We start from the raw sequence: 15,437 nt of genomic DNA, 5'->3' as shown, positions 1-15,437 counted from the left end.
CGCCTCATGGTCCTGTGTGAACTCGCGGGGATCCGCGCGCTGTCCGGCATGCCCGCAGTCTGCCGGACAACCCGCCGCCCGGCTTGACTGCGAATCAAGAACCTGGGCATAGGGTGCAGGGTCATGGATATCGCGGCCGCACACATCGACCGTTTCAACACCGCCGTCGTCAGCGGCGACTGGAAGCCGTTCGTCGACGCGCTGCACCCCGACGTGGTGATGACGTTCGTCGGTGTGCCGGTCGGCCCGTTCCGGGGTCGCGACGTCGTCGGCGCGGCCTACGAGGCGAATCCGCCGACCGACACCATGCGTCCCGTCCCGTCCGGCGACAACGGGCGCATCGGGGACGACAACGGCCGCATCGAGTTCGAGTGGGACAAGGGCGGCACCGGCACGCTGACCCTCGGCTACGCGGACGGCCGCGTGATCAGCATGCTGATCGAGTTCCACTGACCCGCGTCTGGATCGGCGGTTCCCCGTGCGCCGGCAAGAGCACGGTGGCCGCCATGGTCGCCGCTGCCCTGGGGTGGCCGCTCCACTCGTGCGACGACGCCTTCGACCGGCACATGGAGGTCGCCGGCTTTTCCGTGATGCCCGTCGGGGAACGGCTGGCGCAGCCCATCGCCGTACAGGTGGAGAAGGTCTTCCGGATGTACCGGGCGGAGTTTCCGCTGATCCTGGACGAGCTCCCCGACCCGGCCGTGGTCGAGGGGGCCGCGCTTCTGCCGTCGCTGGTGTCGGCGGCGGGCGTCCCGCCGTCGTGCGCCGTCTGGATCGTGCCGACCGAGGCGTTCCAGCGTCACCACTACGGACAGCGCGGCTGGGCCCTCGATCTGGTGGCCGGTCTGCCCCCGACTGCGTTCGACCGCTGGATGCGACGCGACGCGCAGTTCGCGGTGCGGGTGGCGGCCGAGGCCCGTTCGCTGGGCTACCGGGTGATCACGGTCGACGGCACGGTCGCGATCGCCGAACTGGCCGCCGACGTGCTGGCGCATCACTCGCCGCAGGGCGGGTAGTCACTGGTCATGACTGAGACGCCGAATGCGGGAGCGAGCACGGACCAGCACGTCACCGGCTCCCCGGAGACCGACGAGTTCCCCACCGACAGGCCGCCGTCCGCCACCACGCCGGCCTCCGGCAGCAGCAACAAGGGCATCAACGAGCGCCGGGCGAACCTCGACGAGGGCGAGCCCGACGAGCCGCCTGCGGGAGGCTAGCGCCGGGAAAGTCCGATGCCGCGGCCGCCGCCTCGGGATATCGTGCGCGGCGTAGAGGCGGCGGTCGATGGGGGCGGCGGGGCATGGTGCACAACTCGGAGATCCTGGGGGCGCTCGTCGACATCGTGCGGGGCCCGGAGAGCACCCTCGAAGACGTCGAGATCGCCGGGCGTGGCATATCCGCCGAAGCGCGATTCAGCCGGACCCTCATCGCCGACAAATGGACCGTGTACGACGACCCCGTTCCCGTGCTGATGGAGAGGAACCTGGCCTTCAGCGACCACCTGATCGAGCGGGGCGAGATCGGCGACAGCCTGGCCGAGCTGTGGCGGCGCCGGTGCGCCGGGGAAATCGACGCCGCTGCCTTCACCGCGACGCTGGAAGACCTGGTCCGTCGCCTGGAGGAGCAGCCCGAAGAGGCGTTCGCGGCCGCCCAGAACGCCCCAGAGAAGCAGCGGGCCGCCGACGCCGCAGGGGAGCAGCGGGCCGCCGTCGCCGCAGGGGAGCAGCAGGCCGCCGTCGCCGCAGGGAAGGAGCGGGCCGCCGTCGCCGCAGGGAAGGAGCGGGCCGCTTACGTAGAGGCGCAGCTAGCCGCCGACGCAGCGCGGGAGCGGCGGGCCCCCGAAGTGGCCGAGGGCTAGCCGCGGCCGACAGCCGAAACAAGCGGGGCGCCGCCGGCAAACGGCAGCGCCCCGGAAACATGGGAACGTCAGGCGGTCGGGGCCTTCAGCGTGAGCGTCGTCCAGGCGCCGACGTGCACGCGGTCACCGTCGGCCAGCGCGCGGGACTGACCCGCGGTCAACGGCTGCTGGTCGTCGTTGATGTACGTGCCGTTGGTCGAGCCCACGTCCGACACCAGCCACACCCCGTCGACGCTCAGCGTCAGCAGCGCGTGCGAATGCGACACGCCCGGGTCGTCGTCGGACAGGTCGATCTCGGGGTGCGTCCCCTTCGACGTGCTGCGGCGGCCGATCCGCACCTGCGGCGGCGGCAACGGGACCGTGCGGCTGGGCCCGTTCTCGGGGAACTCGATGCCGTCGATCGCGTTGTCCTCGAAGTACGAGCGGTCGGGGGCGATCGTCACCGTCCAGCCCGCAGCCGGGGCCGCCGCGGGCGCGGCCGGCACCAGTGTGGGGATGCGCCCGGTGCTGTGGTCGTAGCCGCAGTCCTCACAGAAGCGGCTCGACCCGGCCCGGGGCGTGCCGCAATTGGGGCAGGGCTCGGTGGCGACAACCGCCGCCGGCGCGGAGACCGGCGGCGGGGGAGAAGGAGCCGCGGCGGCGCCGTCGATCTTGGCGCCGCACGTGTCGCAGAAGTCGCTCTCCTCGGAGGCGTGCCCCTTGGGGCAGGCGTACGTGGTCACTGGCCGCGTCCCACCCGCACGGTCTTCGTCGAGCGCGTGTCCAGCGCCATCTCGTCGGCCGCCGCCACCTTGCGCCGCAGCCGGACCGTGCCGGTCGCCGCGTCCTCGATGTCGACCACCGTGGCCAGCAGCTCGGACGTCGCCTTGTTGCCGCTCTCGTGGGCCAGCTGGGCCGCCCGCCCGAACTTCATCGTCGCCGTGTGGTCGTCACCGGCCTTGCGGGCCTCGATGCCGGCCTGGATCGTCTCGGCCAGCTCGGCCTGTCCGGTGTAGTGCGCGACCTGCCGGTTGATCCGGGTCGACAGCGCCGCGTCGTCGGTCCACACCGCCCTCACGAGGGACTGGGCGTGCACCGTGTCGCCCTCGACGATCGACACCCGGGCCGCCAGCATCTCGTCTCCGGACGCGCCCGGCGGCACGTCGACGCAGATGTGGTAGTCGCGGCTCTCGGCACCCCACGCGCCCAGCGGATAGCGCCCGGCCCGCGCGCCGTCGGCCACCCGTTTGCCGGTCAGGTCGGCCACCTGCGGTTCCACCTGCTTGACGAAGCGGACCGTGGCGTTCACCGGCGTCCACACCTTGAGCTGCACGTCGGCCGCCGTCTTGCCCATCGCGGCCGTCATCATCTGCTCGAAGGCGGCGGTGAGGTCGGCCGGCCGGGCCACGATGTCGACCGTGCCCAGCATCGCGTCGGCGATCTTGCGGAGCTCGGAGACCTTCCAGTTCGTGCCGACACCCCGGCAGTCGACGGTGAACTTGCCGCCGATCGAGGCGAGCACGCTCTCCAGATAGCCCACCCGCTCGCCGTTGTCGCCGTCGGTGAGCATGATGGCGTGCGCGATGTCGCCCGGCCGCTGCGCGAACAGCTGGGCCGCGAGCAGCAGCCACGCGCCCATCGCGGTGCCACCGCTGGCGTGCAGCCGGTCGATCGCCCAGGTCGCCTCGGCCCGGGTCTGGGCCGAGGCCACGGCCAGCTGGCCGGGTGCGGGGAACAGCTGCTGGGCGGTGCCGACGCCGGCGATCAGCGCGAAGTGCACGCCGTCGTCGATGCAGGCCACAGCGGCCTTGGCGGCCTGCCGGGCGGCGGTGATGCGGCCCTCGGCCTGCATCGACCCGGACGCGTCGACGATGATGACCTCGGTGGCGCCGCCGGTGCGCGCGCCCGTCGTGTTGCCCGACGAGGTGACCGTGACGATCGCGTTGACCTCGGTCGCGCCCAGCGCGAGGTATTCGTTCTGGAAGGCCTCGGCGGTGTACGTCATTCCTGTTCTCCCCCAAGCGGCGTGATCCCAAGTGGCGTGATGGGCACCAGAGCCACGGTGATGTTGTCCGCGCCCCCGGCGGTGTTCGCGTAGTCGGCGAGCCACCGGGCCGCGGAGATCAGCGTGCCCTGCTCGCGCAACCCCTCGCGCACGGCGGCGGCGAAGGCGGCCGCGTCGGTCAGGTAGTTCCACAGGCCGTCGCTGCACAGCACGAGATGGCCGGGGTCTCCGACGACAAATTCCGCCGTACGCGGGGCGATCGAGCCCGCGTCGGCGCCCAGCCAGGCCGTGATGGCGTGGGCCTTGGGGTCGCGCATCGCCTGCTCCGGGTCGGCGCCCAGCGAGATCACGTGGGTCGCCCACGAGTCGTCCTCGGTGAGCTGCTCGGCGACGCCCTCCTCGGGCACCCAGTAGGCCCGGCTGTCGCCGATCCATCCGACGGTCACCGAGTCGCCGCGCACGGTGGCCGCGACGATCGTGCAGGCCGGGTTGGAGGCCTGCCGGCGCGGGTCGCCCTCGGCTGCCAGCTTGGCCACCGAGACCTGAGCGGCGCCGATCGCCGTGGCCAGGTCGACCCCCTCACCCAGCGCCTCGCCCGACGACGAGACCGCGGTCAGCGAGGCCACGTCGGGGTCGAACGACGAGGACACGCCGTCGCTGATCACCACGTCGACGTCGCGGCCGCGGGTGGCCAGCCACATCGCGTCCTCGTTGCGATGGTGCCGCAGCCCGCGGTCGGTCACCGCGGCCGCCACCTCGCCGCAGTCGGTCTCGAGGTGGTCGCGTTCCCGCCCGGCCAGCATGCCGCAGTTCTCGCAGTATCCGTCCGTGCCGACACCGCCCGGGGTCCCGCAGTGTGGGCACGCCGGTTCCGGGGCGAGGGACCTGCCGCAGACCTCGCAGAAGGCCGCTCCCGCGGCACGCTCGTCGGCGCACGAGGCGCAGTCGGTCATGGTCATCGTGCCTCGCTGTTCCTACCGGATCCGGGGGTCGTCATTATGAGCCCCCACGGCCGCGCGGTGGGGGACGGGGCCGGTCATGTCCCAGGTCCCCAACCCCGCGCGGTGGGGGAAAGGGCGGTCATGTCCGGGTCCGGGGCCGGGCCGCGTTGGCCAGGTCGACCAGGCGGATCTTCTCGGGGCCGTGGACCGCACGGGCCATTTCCCGGTACGCCTCCTCGAGCGCGAACCGGATGTCGCGTTCCTTGATCGTGCCGCTGCGGGCCGGCCCGAGCACCGTGGCCGGCAGCAGGGTGCCGCCCGTGATGTTGCGCAGCGCCTGTTCCAGCAGCTCGGCCCGCAAAGCCGCCAGCTGCGCGGCCTCCACCTCGAGCCGTTCGATCAGGGCCGCCGCGGCCGACAGCGAGTCGACGTCGGGGGCGGCCGACGGGTGCCCCTGCACGAGCGCCCGCACCGCCCCGACCTGCGAGCTGCGATAGGCCGAGGAGGTTCCGGGCACCCGGTTGTACGCCTCGACGGCCCCACTGCGGTCGCCCGCCCTCAGTCGGCAGCGGGCCAGACCGGCCGCGGCCGCCGTGTAGGACGGGTCGGTGCGGCTCACCACGTCGTAGTAGCCGGTCGCCACGGTGGTGTCCTGGGCCAGCTCCAGGGTGAGACCGAGCGCGAGCTGCGGCGCCAGTTCACCCGGCAGGGCCGAATAGACGGCGTCGAAGCGCAGCCGGGCCGCCGCGTAGTCGCCCTGGGCCAGACACAGCAGGCCGTCGTACCAGGCCACCCGCCAGTCCGAGCCGTCGGTCGCGATCAGCCGGTCGCACGCCTGCCGGGCCTCGCCGAAGTCGCTGGTGCGGGCGGCCATGTCGATGCGGGCCCGCAGCGCGCGCAGCCGCACCTCGATGCTGTCGACCGGCGACGAGGTGAGCAGCGTCAGCACCTCGGACGGGTCGGTCACCGTCACCGAGGCCAGGAAGGCGGCGGCCGGGTCGGTCAGGTCGATCAGCGGGGTCGGCAGGTCCTGCCAGCGCGGTTCCTCGGAGCGCAGGTCGGTGCGCAGCTCGCCGGTGAACAGCGTGGACGGGGCCGGGTGGGCGACGCCGCCGGCCGCGAGGACCTGGCGCAGCACGCCCAGCATCTGGTCGGCCATCTCGGCCGCGTCGACGAACCGGTCGCCCGGCGCGGTGCGGGTGGCCCGCTCGATCAGCCGGTAGAACGAGTCGAACCGCCGGTAGACCTCGAACTCGCCGCGATCGGGCAGGCTGTCGACGAACGTGCTCTGGTAGCCCCGGAAATCGGTGGTGAGGACGGCCAGCGTACGGCCGATGGTGTAGAGATCGGAGGCGATCGACGGGCCCAGCGTGGCCATCTCGGGGGCCTGGTAGCCGACCGTGCCGTAGAGCGCCGCGTCGTGGTCGTCGATGTGCACCACGCCGCCGAGGTCGATCAGCTTCATCTGGTCGCCGGCCTGGATCATGTTGTCCGGCTTGAAGTCGCAGTAGATCAGGCCGCGGTCGTGCAGGTAGCCGAACGCGGGCATGATCTCGAGCAGGTAGGCCAGGGCCTGGTCGACCGGCAGCGGGTCGGGCTTGTCACCGGCGGCCGCGCGGCGCTCCTTGAGGATGCCCTTGAGCGACTCCCCGCCGACGTACTCCATGACGATGTAGCCGGCGCCTTCGTGCTCGACGAAGTTGTAGATCTTGACGATGTTCGGGTGTTCGACCTCGGCCAGGAACCGCCGCTCGGCCACGGCCGCCGCCAGCGCGTCCTCGTCGCCCGAGTTGAGCAGACCCTTGAGCACCACCCAGCGGTCCGAGACGTTCTTGTCGACGGCCAGATAGATCCAGCCCAGGCCGCCGTGCGCAAGCGCGCCCACCACCTCATATTGCCCGCCGATCAGGTCGCCCTTGACCAGCTTGGGGGTGAAGTTGAACGGCTCGCCGCAGGACGGGCAGAAGCCGGACGTCCGTCCCTCACGGTCGCCCCGGGTCCGGCCGACCGCGTTGCCGCACTTCGCGCAGTACCGCTTCGACTCGGGCACCTCGGCCCGGGCCATCACGGCGGTCGCCGGGTCGGCCTGCGTGATCGGCGCGATGTCGACCAGGCCGCCGCCGAAGCGCCGGCGCGACGATCCGGTGCGCGAGCTGCCGGTGCGGGCCGACCCCGACGTACGGGTGGACAGCGCCGCCGTCCGTACCGACGGGCCGGTCGCCTCGCGGGGAGCCGGAATGGGCGCCGAGGGCCGGGCCCCCGCCCGCGGCGCCAGGCCGCAGGTGTCGCAGTAGCCGTCCTCGATCGTCCCCGGGCAGTTACGTTCGCACTTCATCGGCCGTTCCTCGCGATCGTGGCGGTGAGCGCATCCTGGTAGGCGCTGACGGCCCGGCGGGCGACGCCCAGGTCGCACGGGGCGACGTAGAGCGCTTCCCGCGCGGCCGCGGCCAGGGGTGACAGTTCGGCATTTTCGGCCAGGCCGCGTCGCAGGGCCTTGGCCTGGTAGGCGTCGAGGCGCCCGCGCAGCTCGTTGCGGGCGGCCAGCAGCCCACCGTTGTGGGCGGCGCCCTCGCGCAGCTGGGTGAGCCGCACCCGGGTCGACCGGGTCCAGTCCGAGAGCCGGGCGCTGATCAGCGGCCAGTGCCCGGCCGCGGCCAGCGCGTCGATCGCGGCCAGGTCGGGTCGCGGGTCGCCGGGCGGCACCGGGACGATCTCGTGGGCCGGGAACCGGTCGGCGGCCTTCTCGGCGGCGGCGCGGGCCTCGTCGGCGGCCGCGGTGACCTCGGCGGCCAGGCGGTGGGCGTCGGCCAGCCGCTGGGTCAGGGCCTCGCGCAACTCCCCGGCCGAGGTGCGCTCGGCGTCGGCGCGCTGGATCAGGGTGCGTACGGCGGCCAGGTCGCGCTCCTGCACCCCGAGGGGATCGCCGGCCAGGGTCGCGGTGAACTGGCCGAGCCGCCGGTCGGCCTCGTCGATCGTGGCCGTGCTGCCGCCGGTCTCGCGGGTCAGGCGGCGCACGGTCTCGAGCGCGCTCGCGGCCTCGGCCGCCGCCGGGAGCAGCCGGTCCCACGCCTCGCCGGCCCGGGTGGCGACCCCGACCGCGGTGGCGAACGCGGCTTCCATGGCCGACAGCAACTGACCCGGCGTGCAGGTGGTGTGCACCTGGCCGGGGCCGAGCAGCCCGCGCTGGGCCAGCGGCACGACCTTGACCGACAGCGTGATCGACGCGCCCAGCACCTCGTGGCGGAACTGGGCACGCTCGGCGTCGCTGGGTCGCTTGAGATCGCGTAGCTCCTGGCCACGCGCGATCACCCCGGTGAGCAGCCGGTAGCCGTCCCACAGCTCGGTCAGCGCGTTGGTCGCGTCGGTCCAGGCGGCGGCCGTGGCCCCGGTCAGCTGGGAGCGGTCGAGCTCCTTGCGGGCCGGGTTGTCGTCGAGGTCGACCAGGTTGGCCGACATCGCCGTCACCGCGGTCTCGAGCCGCAGCAGTTCGGCCTCGGCCTGTGCGGTCACTTGTACTGGGCCTTGGGCGGGGCGGGGGCCGCGCCGAAGTCGCCCAGCCACCGCTCGTACGTGCTCTTCCAGGTGCCGTCGGCGCGGTTGCGCTCGAGCACGGCGTTGACGAACCGGGCGAACTCGGGATGCTTGTTCGACATCGCCATCGCGTACGGCTCCTCGGTGAACTTGTCGCCGATCACCTTGGCGTACGGGTCCTGCGCGGCCATGCCGGCCAGGATCGTGTCGTCGGTCGAGATGCCGTCGACCTCGTTGCGCTGGAACGCCACCAGACAGTCGCCGAACGCCGGCTTGGCCACCGCGACGGGCTTGCTCCGCACCTTGCCGATGTTCTCGAACGAAGTCGACCCGGCGGCCGAGCACACCTTCTTGCCGCCGAGGTCTTCGATGCTCTTCGCCTTCGAGTCCTTCGAGACGAGCACCTTCTGCCCGGCTTCGTAATAGATGCTGGAGAAGTTCACGTCTCGCCAGCGATCGCAGTTCGCCGTCATGGTGTCCGCGACGATATCCACACTTCCGTCGGCGGCGGAACTGACCCGCTTGTCGTACGCGATGACTTTGATCTGAATTTTGTCCGCGTCGCCGAAGATGGCCTCGGCGATCTGGCGGCCCATGTCGACGTCGAAGCCCTCGATCTGACCGGTGAAGGGGTTGCGCGAGCTGAACAGCAACGTGTCCTGGCTCGTGCCGAGCACCAGCCGACCGCGCTTCTGGATCTCTTCCATGTAGCTGCCGGCCGGCATGTCACCGGGTGTCGGCAGCGTGGCGGCCGGACGCAGGCTGGCCCGCGGGTTGCAGGCCGGCGCGGGCGCCCGTTCGGCCTGAGGGGCCTCGGTGACCGAGGTGTCGCCGGCCTGGGTGGTGTCGGTGGTCAGCCCGCCGGTGTCGCCCGAGCACCCGGCCAGGGCCGTGGTGGCGGCGAGCGCGGTGACGGCGAGGAGAGCCCGGATGCGCATCAGCGGTATTCCTCCAGTCGCGCGCGGAGGCCCGCGAAGGCGAGCACGCAGACGGCCAGGGCCAGCAGCGGCCCGAGCACGGTGAGCAGGCCCAGCCCGTTGCCGGCGGCGTCGATCTCGTCGGTGAAGAAGGCCTTGCGATTCTCCAGGGCCTGGTCGAGGAATTGACGCGCCGACTCGAACTGGTTGGTGGTCGCGGTGCCGATCGCGAGGTCGACGGCCCGGTCGTACTGGCCGCTGTTGTCGAGCGTGCGCACCTGTTTGTGGGCCGCCACGTAGGCCTTGAACTGCTGCGAGGCCCGGTTCATCTGCTGGCCCAGCTGCCAGTCGAGCTGGTCGTAGGAGTTCACCATCGGCCCGCGTTCCTGCGTCAGCCGCGCGACGACCTTGTCGAAGTCTTCCTCGTAGGGCCCGGAACCGGCCCGGGCGGCGAGGGTGAGCGCCTCGTCGCCGCGCGCCGTGAGCGCCAGGATGCGGCTCTCGGCGATCGAGGCCAGCGGGCCCGAGCCCTGGTTGGCCGCCCGGTCGAGGCGGGTCTGCTGGCTGACCATGATGGAGATCGCGCCGATCGTGAACACCAGCGTCAGCGCGGTGGCGAGCAGCAGCGGAACGTTGAACGTGCGGTGGGTGCGGCGGCTCAGGTAGCGCTGGGTCAGGGCGAGCGCGATCAGCAGCCCCAGCAGCGAGAACAGCAGCAGCGCCATCCAGCCGGCCGCGCCCGCCCGGCCGTAGCCGTCGTCGACCTCGGCCTGCGCGCTGTCGAACAGGGCCCGGGCCTGCGGCTGCAGCGTCTCGCGGTTGAGGCGTGAGGCTTCCGACAGGTAGGACGCGCCGACCGGCTTGCCCTGCCGGTTGTTGGCGCGGGCGGTGGCCACCAGTTCGGCATAGGTGGCGACCCCGGCCGAGAGCGCGCGCACGGCGTCGGCGGCGCGGCCGTTCTCCTCGGTGCGGCGGGCCGCCGAGGTGAGCGCCGTGGTGGCCCGTTCCAGGTCGGCGTCGTAGCGGCGGGTCAGCGCGGCCGGTTCGAGCCCGCCCGCGAGGAACGCCTGGGCGGCCGTGGTGTCGGCGTCGGCCAGCGCCGAATAGATCGCCTCGGCCTCGATCAGCAGCGGCTGGGCGCGGTCACCGAGGTCGTCGGTGCCGGCCCGGGCCGACGCGCCGGCCACGCCCGCGACCAGGCCGCTGAGCAGGCCCAGGGCGACCAGCACGGCGATGAGCAGCTGCAGGCGCCCGGGCGAGGTGTGGCGCAGGCCGCCGATGCGGCGCAGCACACCGGGGCGCCGCGGTGGCTGCTGGACTGGTGGTGGTGCCGGCCGGGCCGCCAGGGCAGTGCTCAAGCTTCCTCCCCGCAGTTGTGCGGCCTTCACTGTGCGCTATCGATGCAAACGCCCGGCAGCCGGGGCCGCCGGGCGTTGGCTTTGCGGCATTCGCGCCGATGATCAGCTCAGTTCGCGTTTGAGCAGCTTGCCGGTCGCGGTCATCGGCAGCGACTCGACGATCGCGACGACACGCGGATATTTGTACGCGGCCATCTGCTCCTTGCTCCATTCGACGAGCTCGTCACCGGTGGCGGTGGCGCCCGGCTTGAGGATCACGAACGCCTTGACCTCCTCGCCGTGGCTCGGGTGCGGCACGCCGATGACGGCGGCCAGCGAGACGGCCTCGTGGGTCATCAGGACCTCTTCGATCTCGCGTGGATAGACGTTGAAGCCCCCGCGGATGATCATGTCTTTGGCCCGGTCGACGATGTAGTAGTAGCCGTCCTTGTCGCGCCGGCCCAGGTCGCCGCTGCGGAACCAGCCGTCCCGCATGACCTCGGCCGTGGCATCGGGCCGGTTGTAGTAGCCGCGCATGATGTTGTGACCGCGGATCGCGATCTCGCCGATCTCGTCGCTGCCCTCGACCGTGTTCCACTCGGCGTCGATCAGCTTCACCTCGACACCCCAGATGGGCACGCCGATCGAGCCCGGCCGCGGGTCGGCCCCGGGCTTGCTGAACGTGGCCACCGGCGAGGTCTCGGACAGGCCGTACCCCTCGAGGATGGTCACCCCGAAGCGCTCCTGGACCGCCTTGATGATCTCGACCGGCAGGCTGGAGCCGCCGGAGACGGCCACCCGCATGTTGGCCGCGATGCGCTCGACGTCGACGCCCTCGCCGAGCGCGTTGAGCAGACCCCACCACATGGTCGGCACGCCCGCGAAGAAGGTGACATTTTCGCTCTGCAGCAGCTGCACGGCGGCCGCCGCGTCGAAGCGGGGGAGCAGCACCAGGGTGGCGGCGGTGGCGAAGCCCGCGTTCATGTTGACCGTCGAGCCGAAGGAGTGGAACAGCGGCAGCACGAGCAGGTGGGTGTCGGTGGCCGGGGCGCTCTGGAACAGCCGGTTGCAGGTGAGCGCGTTGAACAGCAGGTTCGCGTGCGACAGCTCGGCGCCCTTGGCCTGGCCGGTCGTGCCGCTGGTGTAGAGGATGACGGCCGGGTCGGTCTCGGGCCGCAGCACCGCCTCGAAGGTCGGCGCCTTGCTCGCGAGCGCGCTGCCCAGCGTCTCGGCGCCCTCGATCGGCGACGGCGCGGCCGGGTCGGCGGTGATCAGGAAGAACGTCTCGCAGCCGTCGGTCTGCTGGAAGCCGGCGAAGCCCTCGGCGCCCATCGGCAGCTCGGGGGTGCCCTGGAAGCAGAGGTACGCCTTGGCCTCGGAGTCCTTCAGGTGATACGCGATCTCGCGGCCCTTGAGCAGCACGTTCAGCGGCACCACGACCGCGCCCGCCTTGAGGATGCCGTAGTAGACGACCGGGAAGTACGGGAGGTTGGGGCAGGAGAGCGCCACCTTGTCGCCGGGCTGGATGCCGCGCTCGACCAGAAGGTTCGCCACCTGGTTGGCGGCCGCGTCGACCTGGGCGTAGGTCAGGCGCCGGTCACCGAGGACGACGGCCGCCCGGTCGGGGTAGTTGCGGGCGCTGTCCTCGAGCAGGATCGAGAGGTTGAGCATGCGGCGGTTTCCCTTCGCGGCGGTGATGTGACTGCCGTCTCATCCCAGCACGGTCGGCTTACCCGGGAAAACCTCCGTTTCGGTTTTGTTTCCCCTTCTCAGCGAGCTGTTATCAACCGCCAGGCGGACCAGCGCACAGCGACCCGTCGCCGACCGCCAGGCGGACCCGCTCTCAGCGACCCGTTATCAGCTGCCAGGCGGACCGGCGCAGACCGCGCGGCATCTTCCGGGCATATCGCCGAGCCGGGTCGACCTCGTCCAGCCGCGCCTGATATTTCGCGTCCACCCAGCCGTCGCCGCCGGCGGCCCGCGCGTACTGCGGTCCGAACAGCCACCAGGCCGGCGGTGTGGGCGGCAGCCCCAGCCAGTCGCCCATCGGAGCGAGGTACGGCTCCTCGGGCCGTTCCGCCGGACCCCACAGCGTGTTGCGGTCGAGCGACATCCCGCCCGCGACCGACGCCGAGACATAGAACGTGTCCTCGCCCATCACCGCCCGCGCGAACGCCCGTACGCGGGGGTCATCGGGCTCGGCCACGACGTTGAGCGACTGCACCGATGTCGGGCCGTGCTTGACCGGCCACCCGGAGCCGCCGCCGGCCATCGACATGTGGAAGACCGGCTTCTTCCCGGTGAGGAACAGCAGCGGCGCCGCACTCGCCCAGGCCGCCTGCACCTCGGCGTCGCCACCCCGGCCCCGGAGCGGCTCGGAGTCGCCGAACCGCACCGGAACCGCCTCGGGCAGATGCTCCCGCGCGGCGTCCAGCCATCGCCGCACGATCGTGGCGTTGCGCCGCTCGTACCACCGCACGACCAGCACATCGATCTTGACTTCGCTCACCGGGCCGAGCTTACGACCGCCTTCTCCGGTTCGGCCGGAGCCGTTTCCGCGGCCCGGCCCGGGAGCACGAACGAGACCAGGACGGCGACGCCGGTGAAGCCGACCGTCCACCAGAACGCGACGTCGAAGGCGTGCGCGAGGTCGGCCGTACGGGAAGCGGCCGACGACAGGATCACGGCGAGCAGGGCCACCCCGGCCGAGCCGCCGACCTGCTGGGCGATGCGGGTGACGATGCTCGCGTGCGGGATCTTCGCGTGGGCCAGGCCGGTGAACGCGACCGTCATGAGCGGGATGATCACCATGCCGAGGCCGAGGCCGCGCAGGAACAGGGCGGCCGTAAGCGGCCAGATCGAGGTGTCGGCGCCGGCGAACGCGAACGGGACCGTGGCCAGGCCGACCAGCACGAAGCCGAGGACCGAGACGCCGCGGGCGCCGATGCGCATCAGGAGGCGGGCGGCGGCCGTCCGGCTGAGCAGCGACCCCACGCCCTGCGGGATCAGCAGCAGACCGGCGCCGAGCGCGTCCTCGCCCCGAAGCTCCTGCCAATAGAGCGGCAGCAGCAGCATGGCGCCGTACAGGGAAGCGCCCGAGAGGAACATCAGCGCGGAGGCGGCCCAGGTGGGGCGCGACCGGAGCACTTCGAGGTCGACCAGCGCGTCGCCGCGACGGCGCAACGCCCACAGCACGAACGCCGCCAGCAACAGGGCGCCGCCGATCAAGGGCGCGATCACGTCCGTACGGGAAAAGCCTCCGTCGCCGCTGACGTTGGACAGGCCCCACAGCAGGGCCACCAGAGCCGGGGACATCAGCAGCAGACCGACCAGATCGAGCCGGACGCGCTTGGACGGCTGGTCGGCCGGCAGCCACTTCGCCGCGAGCGCGAGGCCGGCCAGGCACAGCGGCACGTTGACGAGGAACAGCCACCGCCAGTCGCCGGCGCCCAGGATCAGCCCGCCGATCACCGGGCCGAGGATGGGGCCGATCGCGGTCGGCAGCGCGACCACGGTCATCAGGCGGGCCCGGTCGCTCTCCTTCGCCGCCTGCACGATCATCGTGGTCATCAGCGGCATCATCGCGCCGCCGCCGAGGCCCTGGACGACGCGGAACCCGATGAGGCTGGGGGCGTCCCAGGCGAACGCGCAGAGCACCGAGCCGAGCAGGAACAGCGTGAGCGCCGCCATCCAGAGCCGTTTCGCGCCGAGGCGGCCCTGCAGCCAGCCGACGGTCGGGATGACCACGCCGAGCGCAAGCAGGTAGGCCGTGGTGACCCACTGGATCGTGCCGACGCCGGCGCCGAGGTCGGTGGCGAGTTCGTGCAGCGCGACGCTGACGATGGTCGCGTCCAGGATCACCGCCACGCCGCCGGTGAGCACCGCGAGGGACGTACGCAGAGTTTGTCGTTCGATAGCCATGCCGGGCCGCCTTAAGATACGCAGATGTATCTAACGATGCCCACGGTAGGCTTCTGCTATAAGATACGCAAGTGAGTCTTAATTCCCGTCGTCGCGGCGCCGAGCTGGAGGACGCGATCCTCGACGCCGCCTGGGACACGCTGATCGAGCACGGCTACCACGGCTTCACGTTCGAGGCGATCGCCGCCCGGGCCGGCACCAGCCGCCCGGTGCTCTACCGCCGCTGGCCCCAGCGCGCCGACCTGCTCATGGCCGTGCTGCACAAGTTCTGGGGCTCCCAGCCGATCGAGGTGCCCGACACCGGCGACCTGCGCGCCGACGCGATCGGTTTCCTGCGCAACGCCGACAAGGGCCGCACCGGCCTGATGACCGTGATCAGCGCCCAGCTCATGGAGTACTTCCGGGAGACCGGCACCAACTTCGAGGAGTTGCGCGACCGCCTGCGCCGCCCCGGTCCGCTCGGTTTCGAGGTCATCGTCGCCCGGGCGGTGGCCCGCGGCGACCTGCCCGACGAGCCGCGCTCACGCCGTGTCGTCAACCTGCCGTTCGACCTGTTGCGCAACGAGATGCTGATGACGATGCGCCCGGTCAGCGAACAGGCCATAACCGAAATCATCGACGACGTCTGGTTGCCGTTGCTCTTGCGTTGACGTCGCTATTTCTTGAACAGTTTCGGCAGATTCCGCGCGGCGTGCACGAGCACCACGTGGGCGTTGTCGGCGACAAAACCGACTACGGCGCCGCCGGCCGCTCCCACGGCCGCGCCGACCACCGCGCCGACCGGACCGGCCGCCATCCCGGCCGCGCCGCCGGCCACCGCGCCCGCGCTCGCCATCGCGCTCGTGCTTCCTCCGAAACGGGGTGCGGGTGCGCCGGACATGAGCGTCTCCTCGCGAATTCGACAGGACGATGGACACTGGTGAGGCAATAGTAGGGCCGGTGGTCGAA

16 protein-coding genes are annotated in these 15,437 nt (G+C 71.8%); 5 read left to right on the top strand and 11 right to left on the bottom strand.

Annotated elements, in window-relative coordinates; genetic code table 11:
• Positions 1-123: 123 nt before the first annotated feature.
• The 4 genes from JIG36_RS30545 (at position 124) to JIG36_RS30530 (ending at position 1,858) form a co-directional block, all read left to right on the top strand.
• The gene (locus JIG36_RS30545) at positions 124-453 is read left to right on the top strand and encodes a nuclear transport factor 2-like protein (RefSeq protein ID WP_203379843.1); all 330 of its coding nucleotides are present in this window, start codon (positions 124-126) and stop codon (positions 451-453) included.
• A 53-nt stretch (positions 454-506) separates the two neighbouring features.
• Entirely contained in the window at positions 507-1,016 is a 510-nt protein-coding gene (locus JIG36_RS30540; protein WP_203379842.1) for a hypothetical protein, read from the top strand.
• Positions 1,017-1,025: 9 nt separating this feature from the next.
• A complete protein-coding gene (locus tag JIG36_RS30535) occupies positions 1,026-1,217 on the top strand; it encodes a hypothetical protein (RefSeq protein WP_203379841.1) in 192 nt (63 codons plus the stop codon).
• Between the two features lie 83 nt (positions 1,218-1,300).
• On the top strand, positions 1,301-1,858 hold the full coding sequence (locus JIG36_RS30530; protein ID WP_203379840.1) for a hypothetical protein: 558 nt from the start codon (positions 1,301-1,303) through the stop codon (positions 1,856-1,858).
• Positions 1,859-1,926: 68 nt separating this feature from the next.
• On the opposite strand, the gene JIG36_RS54280 is transcribed toward JIG36_RS30530, so the two are convergent.
• From JIG36_RS54280 to JIG36_RS30480, 10 genes are all read right to left on the bottom strand, one after another.
• Positions 1,927-2,580, bottom strand: a complete 654-nt coding sequence (locus tag JIG36_RS54280; protein WP_203379839.1) for a double zinc ribbon and FHA domain-containing protein — start codon at positions 2,578-2,580, stop codon at positions 1,927-1,929.
• Positions 2,577-3,842, bottom strand: a complete 1,266-nt coding sequence (locus JIG36_RS30520; protein WP_203379838.1) for a vWA domain-containing protein — start codon at positions 3,840-3,842, stop codon at positions 2,577-2,579. Before JIG36_RS30520 ends, JIG36_RS54280 begins: the two co-directional genes overlap by 4 nt.
• Positions 3,839-4,801, bottom strand: a complete 963-nt coding sequence (locus JIG36_RS30515) for a protein phosphatase 2C domain-containing protein (protein ID WP_203379837.1) — start codon at positions 4,799-4,801, stop codon at positions 3,839-3,841. Before JIG36_RS30515 ends, JIG36_RS30520 begins: the two co-directional genes overlap by 4 nt.
• Before the next feature lie 121 nt (positions 4,802-4,922).
• Complete coding sequence (locus JIG36_RS30510; RefSeq protein WP_203379836.1) at positions 4,923-7,118, bottom strand: serine/threonine-protein kinase; 2,196 nt, start codon at positions 7,116-7,118, stop codon at positions 4,923-4,925.
• The gene (locus JIG36_RS30505; RefSeq protein WP_203379835.1) at positions 7,115-8,293 is read right to left on the bottom strand and encodes a hypothetical protein; all 1,179 of its coding nucleotides are present in this window, start codon (positions 8,291-8,293) and stop codon (positions 7,115-7,117) included. The genes JIG36_RS30510 and JIG36_RS30505 overlap by 4 nt, the downstream gene beginning before the upstream one ends.
• Positions 8,290-9,252 carry a glutamate ABC transporter substrate-binding protein gene (locus JIG36_RS30500; protein ID WP_203379834.1) on the bottom strand — a complete coding sequence of 321 codons (963 nt, stop codon included), beginning with the start codon at positions 9,250-9,252 and terminating at the stop codon, positions 8,290-8,292. Before JIG36_RS30500 ends, JIG36_RS30505 begins: the two co-directional genes overlap by 4 nt.
• Complete coding sequence (locus JIG36_RS30495) at positions 9,252-10,589, bottom strand: GlnX family signal transduction membrane protein (RefSeq protein ID WP_236048487.1); 1,338 nt, start codon at positions 10,587-10,589, stop codon at positions 9,252-9,254. Before JIG36_RS30495 ends, JIG36_RS30500 begins: the two co-directional genes overlap by 1 nt.
• 102 nt (positions 10,590-10,691) lie before the next feature.
• Positions 10,692-12,239 carry a long-chain-fatty-acid--CoA ligase gene (locus JIG36_RS30490; RefSeq protein WP_203379833.1) on the bottom strand — a complete coding sequence of 516 codons (1,548 nt, stop codon included), beginning with the start codon at positions 12,237-12,239 and terminating at the stop codon, positions 10,692-10,694.
• Between the two features lie 172 nt (positions 12,240-12,411).
• Positions 12,412-13,077 carry a hypothetical protein gene (locus JIG36_RS30485; protein WP_203379832.1) on the bottom strand — a complete coding sequence of 222 codons (666 nt, stop codon included), beginning with the start codon at positions 13,075-13,077 and terminating at the stop codon, positions 12,412-12,414.
• Entirely contained in the window at positions 13,074-14,489 is a 1,416-nt protein-coding gene (locus JIG36_RS30480; RefSeq protein WP_203379831.1) for an MDR family MFS transporter, read from the bottom strand. Before JIG36_RS30480 ends, JIG36_RS30485 begins: the two co-directional genes overlap by 4 nt.
• Before the next feature lie 71 nt (positions 14,490-14,560).
• Here JIG36_RS30480 and JIG36_RS30475 point away from each other — a divergent pair, with 71 nt between their 5' ends.
• Positions 14,561-15,139 carry a TetR/AcrR family transcriptional regulator gene (locus JIG36_RS30475; protein WP_203379830.1) on the top strand — a complete coding sequence of 193 codons (579 nt, stop codon included), beginning with the start codon at positions 14,561-14,563 and terminating at the stop codon, positions 15,137-15,139.
• A gap of 5 nt (positions 15,140-15,144) precedes the next feature.
• Here JIG36_RS30475 and JIG36_RS30470 read toward each other — a convergent pair whose 3' ends face one another.
• Positions 15,145-15,369: a hypothetical protein gene (locus tag JIG36_RS30470; RefSeq protein ID WP_203379829.1), complete on the bottom strand. Its 225-nt coding sequence runs from the start codon at positions 15,367-15,369 to the stop codon at positions 15,145-15,147.
• Between the last annotated feature and the right edge of the window lie 68 nt (positions 15,370-15,437).

Origin of the sequence: Paractinoplanes ovalisporus (genome assembly GCF_016834655.1) — a bacterium.
GTDB classification, from domain to species: Bacteria; Actinomycetota; Actinomycetes; order Mycobacteriales; family Micromonosporaceae; genus Actinoplanes; species Actinoplanes ovalisporus.
This window is presented reverse-complemented; position numbering and strand designations above follow the sequence as displayed.

Coding starts and splice junctions, on each gene's coding strand:
- JIG36_RS30480 (WP_203379831.1), bottom strand. CDS start 14,489: ATGGCTATCGAACGACAAACTCTGCGTACGTCCCTCGCGGTGCTCACC.
- JIG36_RS30540 (WP_203379842.1), top strand. CDS start 507: ATGGTCGCCGCTGCCCTGGGGTGGCCGCTCCACTCGTGCGACGACGCC.
- JIG36_RS30515 (WP_203379837.1), bottom strand. CDS start 4,801: ATGACCATGACCGACTGCGCCTCGTGCGCCGACGAGCGTGCCGCGGGA.
- JIG36_RS30490 (WP_203379833.1), bottom strand. CDS start 12,239: ATGCTCAACCTCTCGATCCTGCTCGAGGACAGCGCCCGCAACTACCCC.
- JIG36_RS30500 (WP_203379834.1), bottom strand. CDS start 9,252: ATGCGCATCCGGGCTCTCCTCGCCGTCACCGCGCTCGCCGCCACCACG.
- JIG36_RS30510 (WP_203379836.1), bottom strand. CDS start 7,118: ATGAAGTGCGAACGTAACTGCCCGGGGACGATCGAGGACGGCTACTGC.
- JIG36_RS30520 (WP_203379838.1), bottom strand. CDS start 3,842: ATGACGTACACCGCCGAGGCCTTCCAGAACGAATACCTCGCGCTGGGC.
- JIG36_RS30535 (WP_203379841.1), top strand. CDS start 1,026: ATGACTGAGACGCCGAATGCGGGAGCGAGCACGGACCAGCACGTCACC.
- JIG36_RS30545 (WP_203379843.1), top strand. CDS start 124: ATGGATATCGCGGCCGCACACATCGACCGTTTCAACACCGCCGTCGTC.
- JIG36_RS30470 (WP_203379829.1), bottom strand. CDS start 15,369: ATGTCCGGCGCACCCGCACCCCGTTTCGGAGGAAGCACGAGCGCGATG.
- JIG36_RS30530 (WP_203379840.1), top strand. CDS start 1,301: ATGGTGCACAACTCGGAGATCCTGGGGGCGCTCGTCGACATCGTGCGG.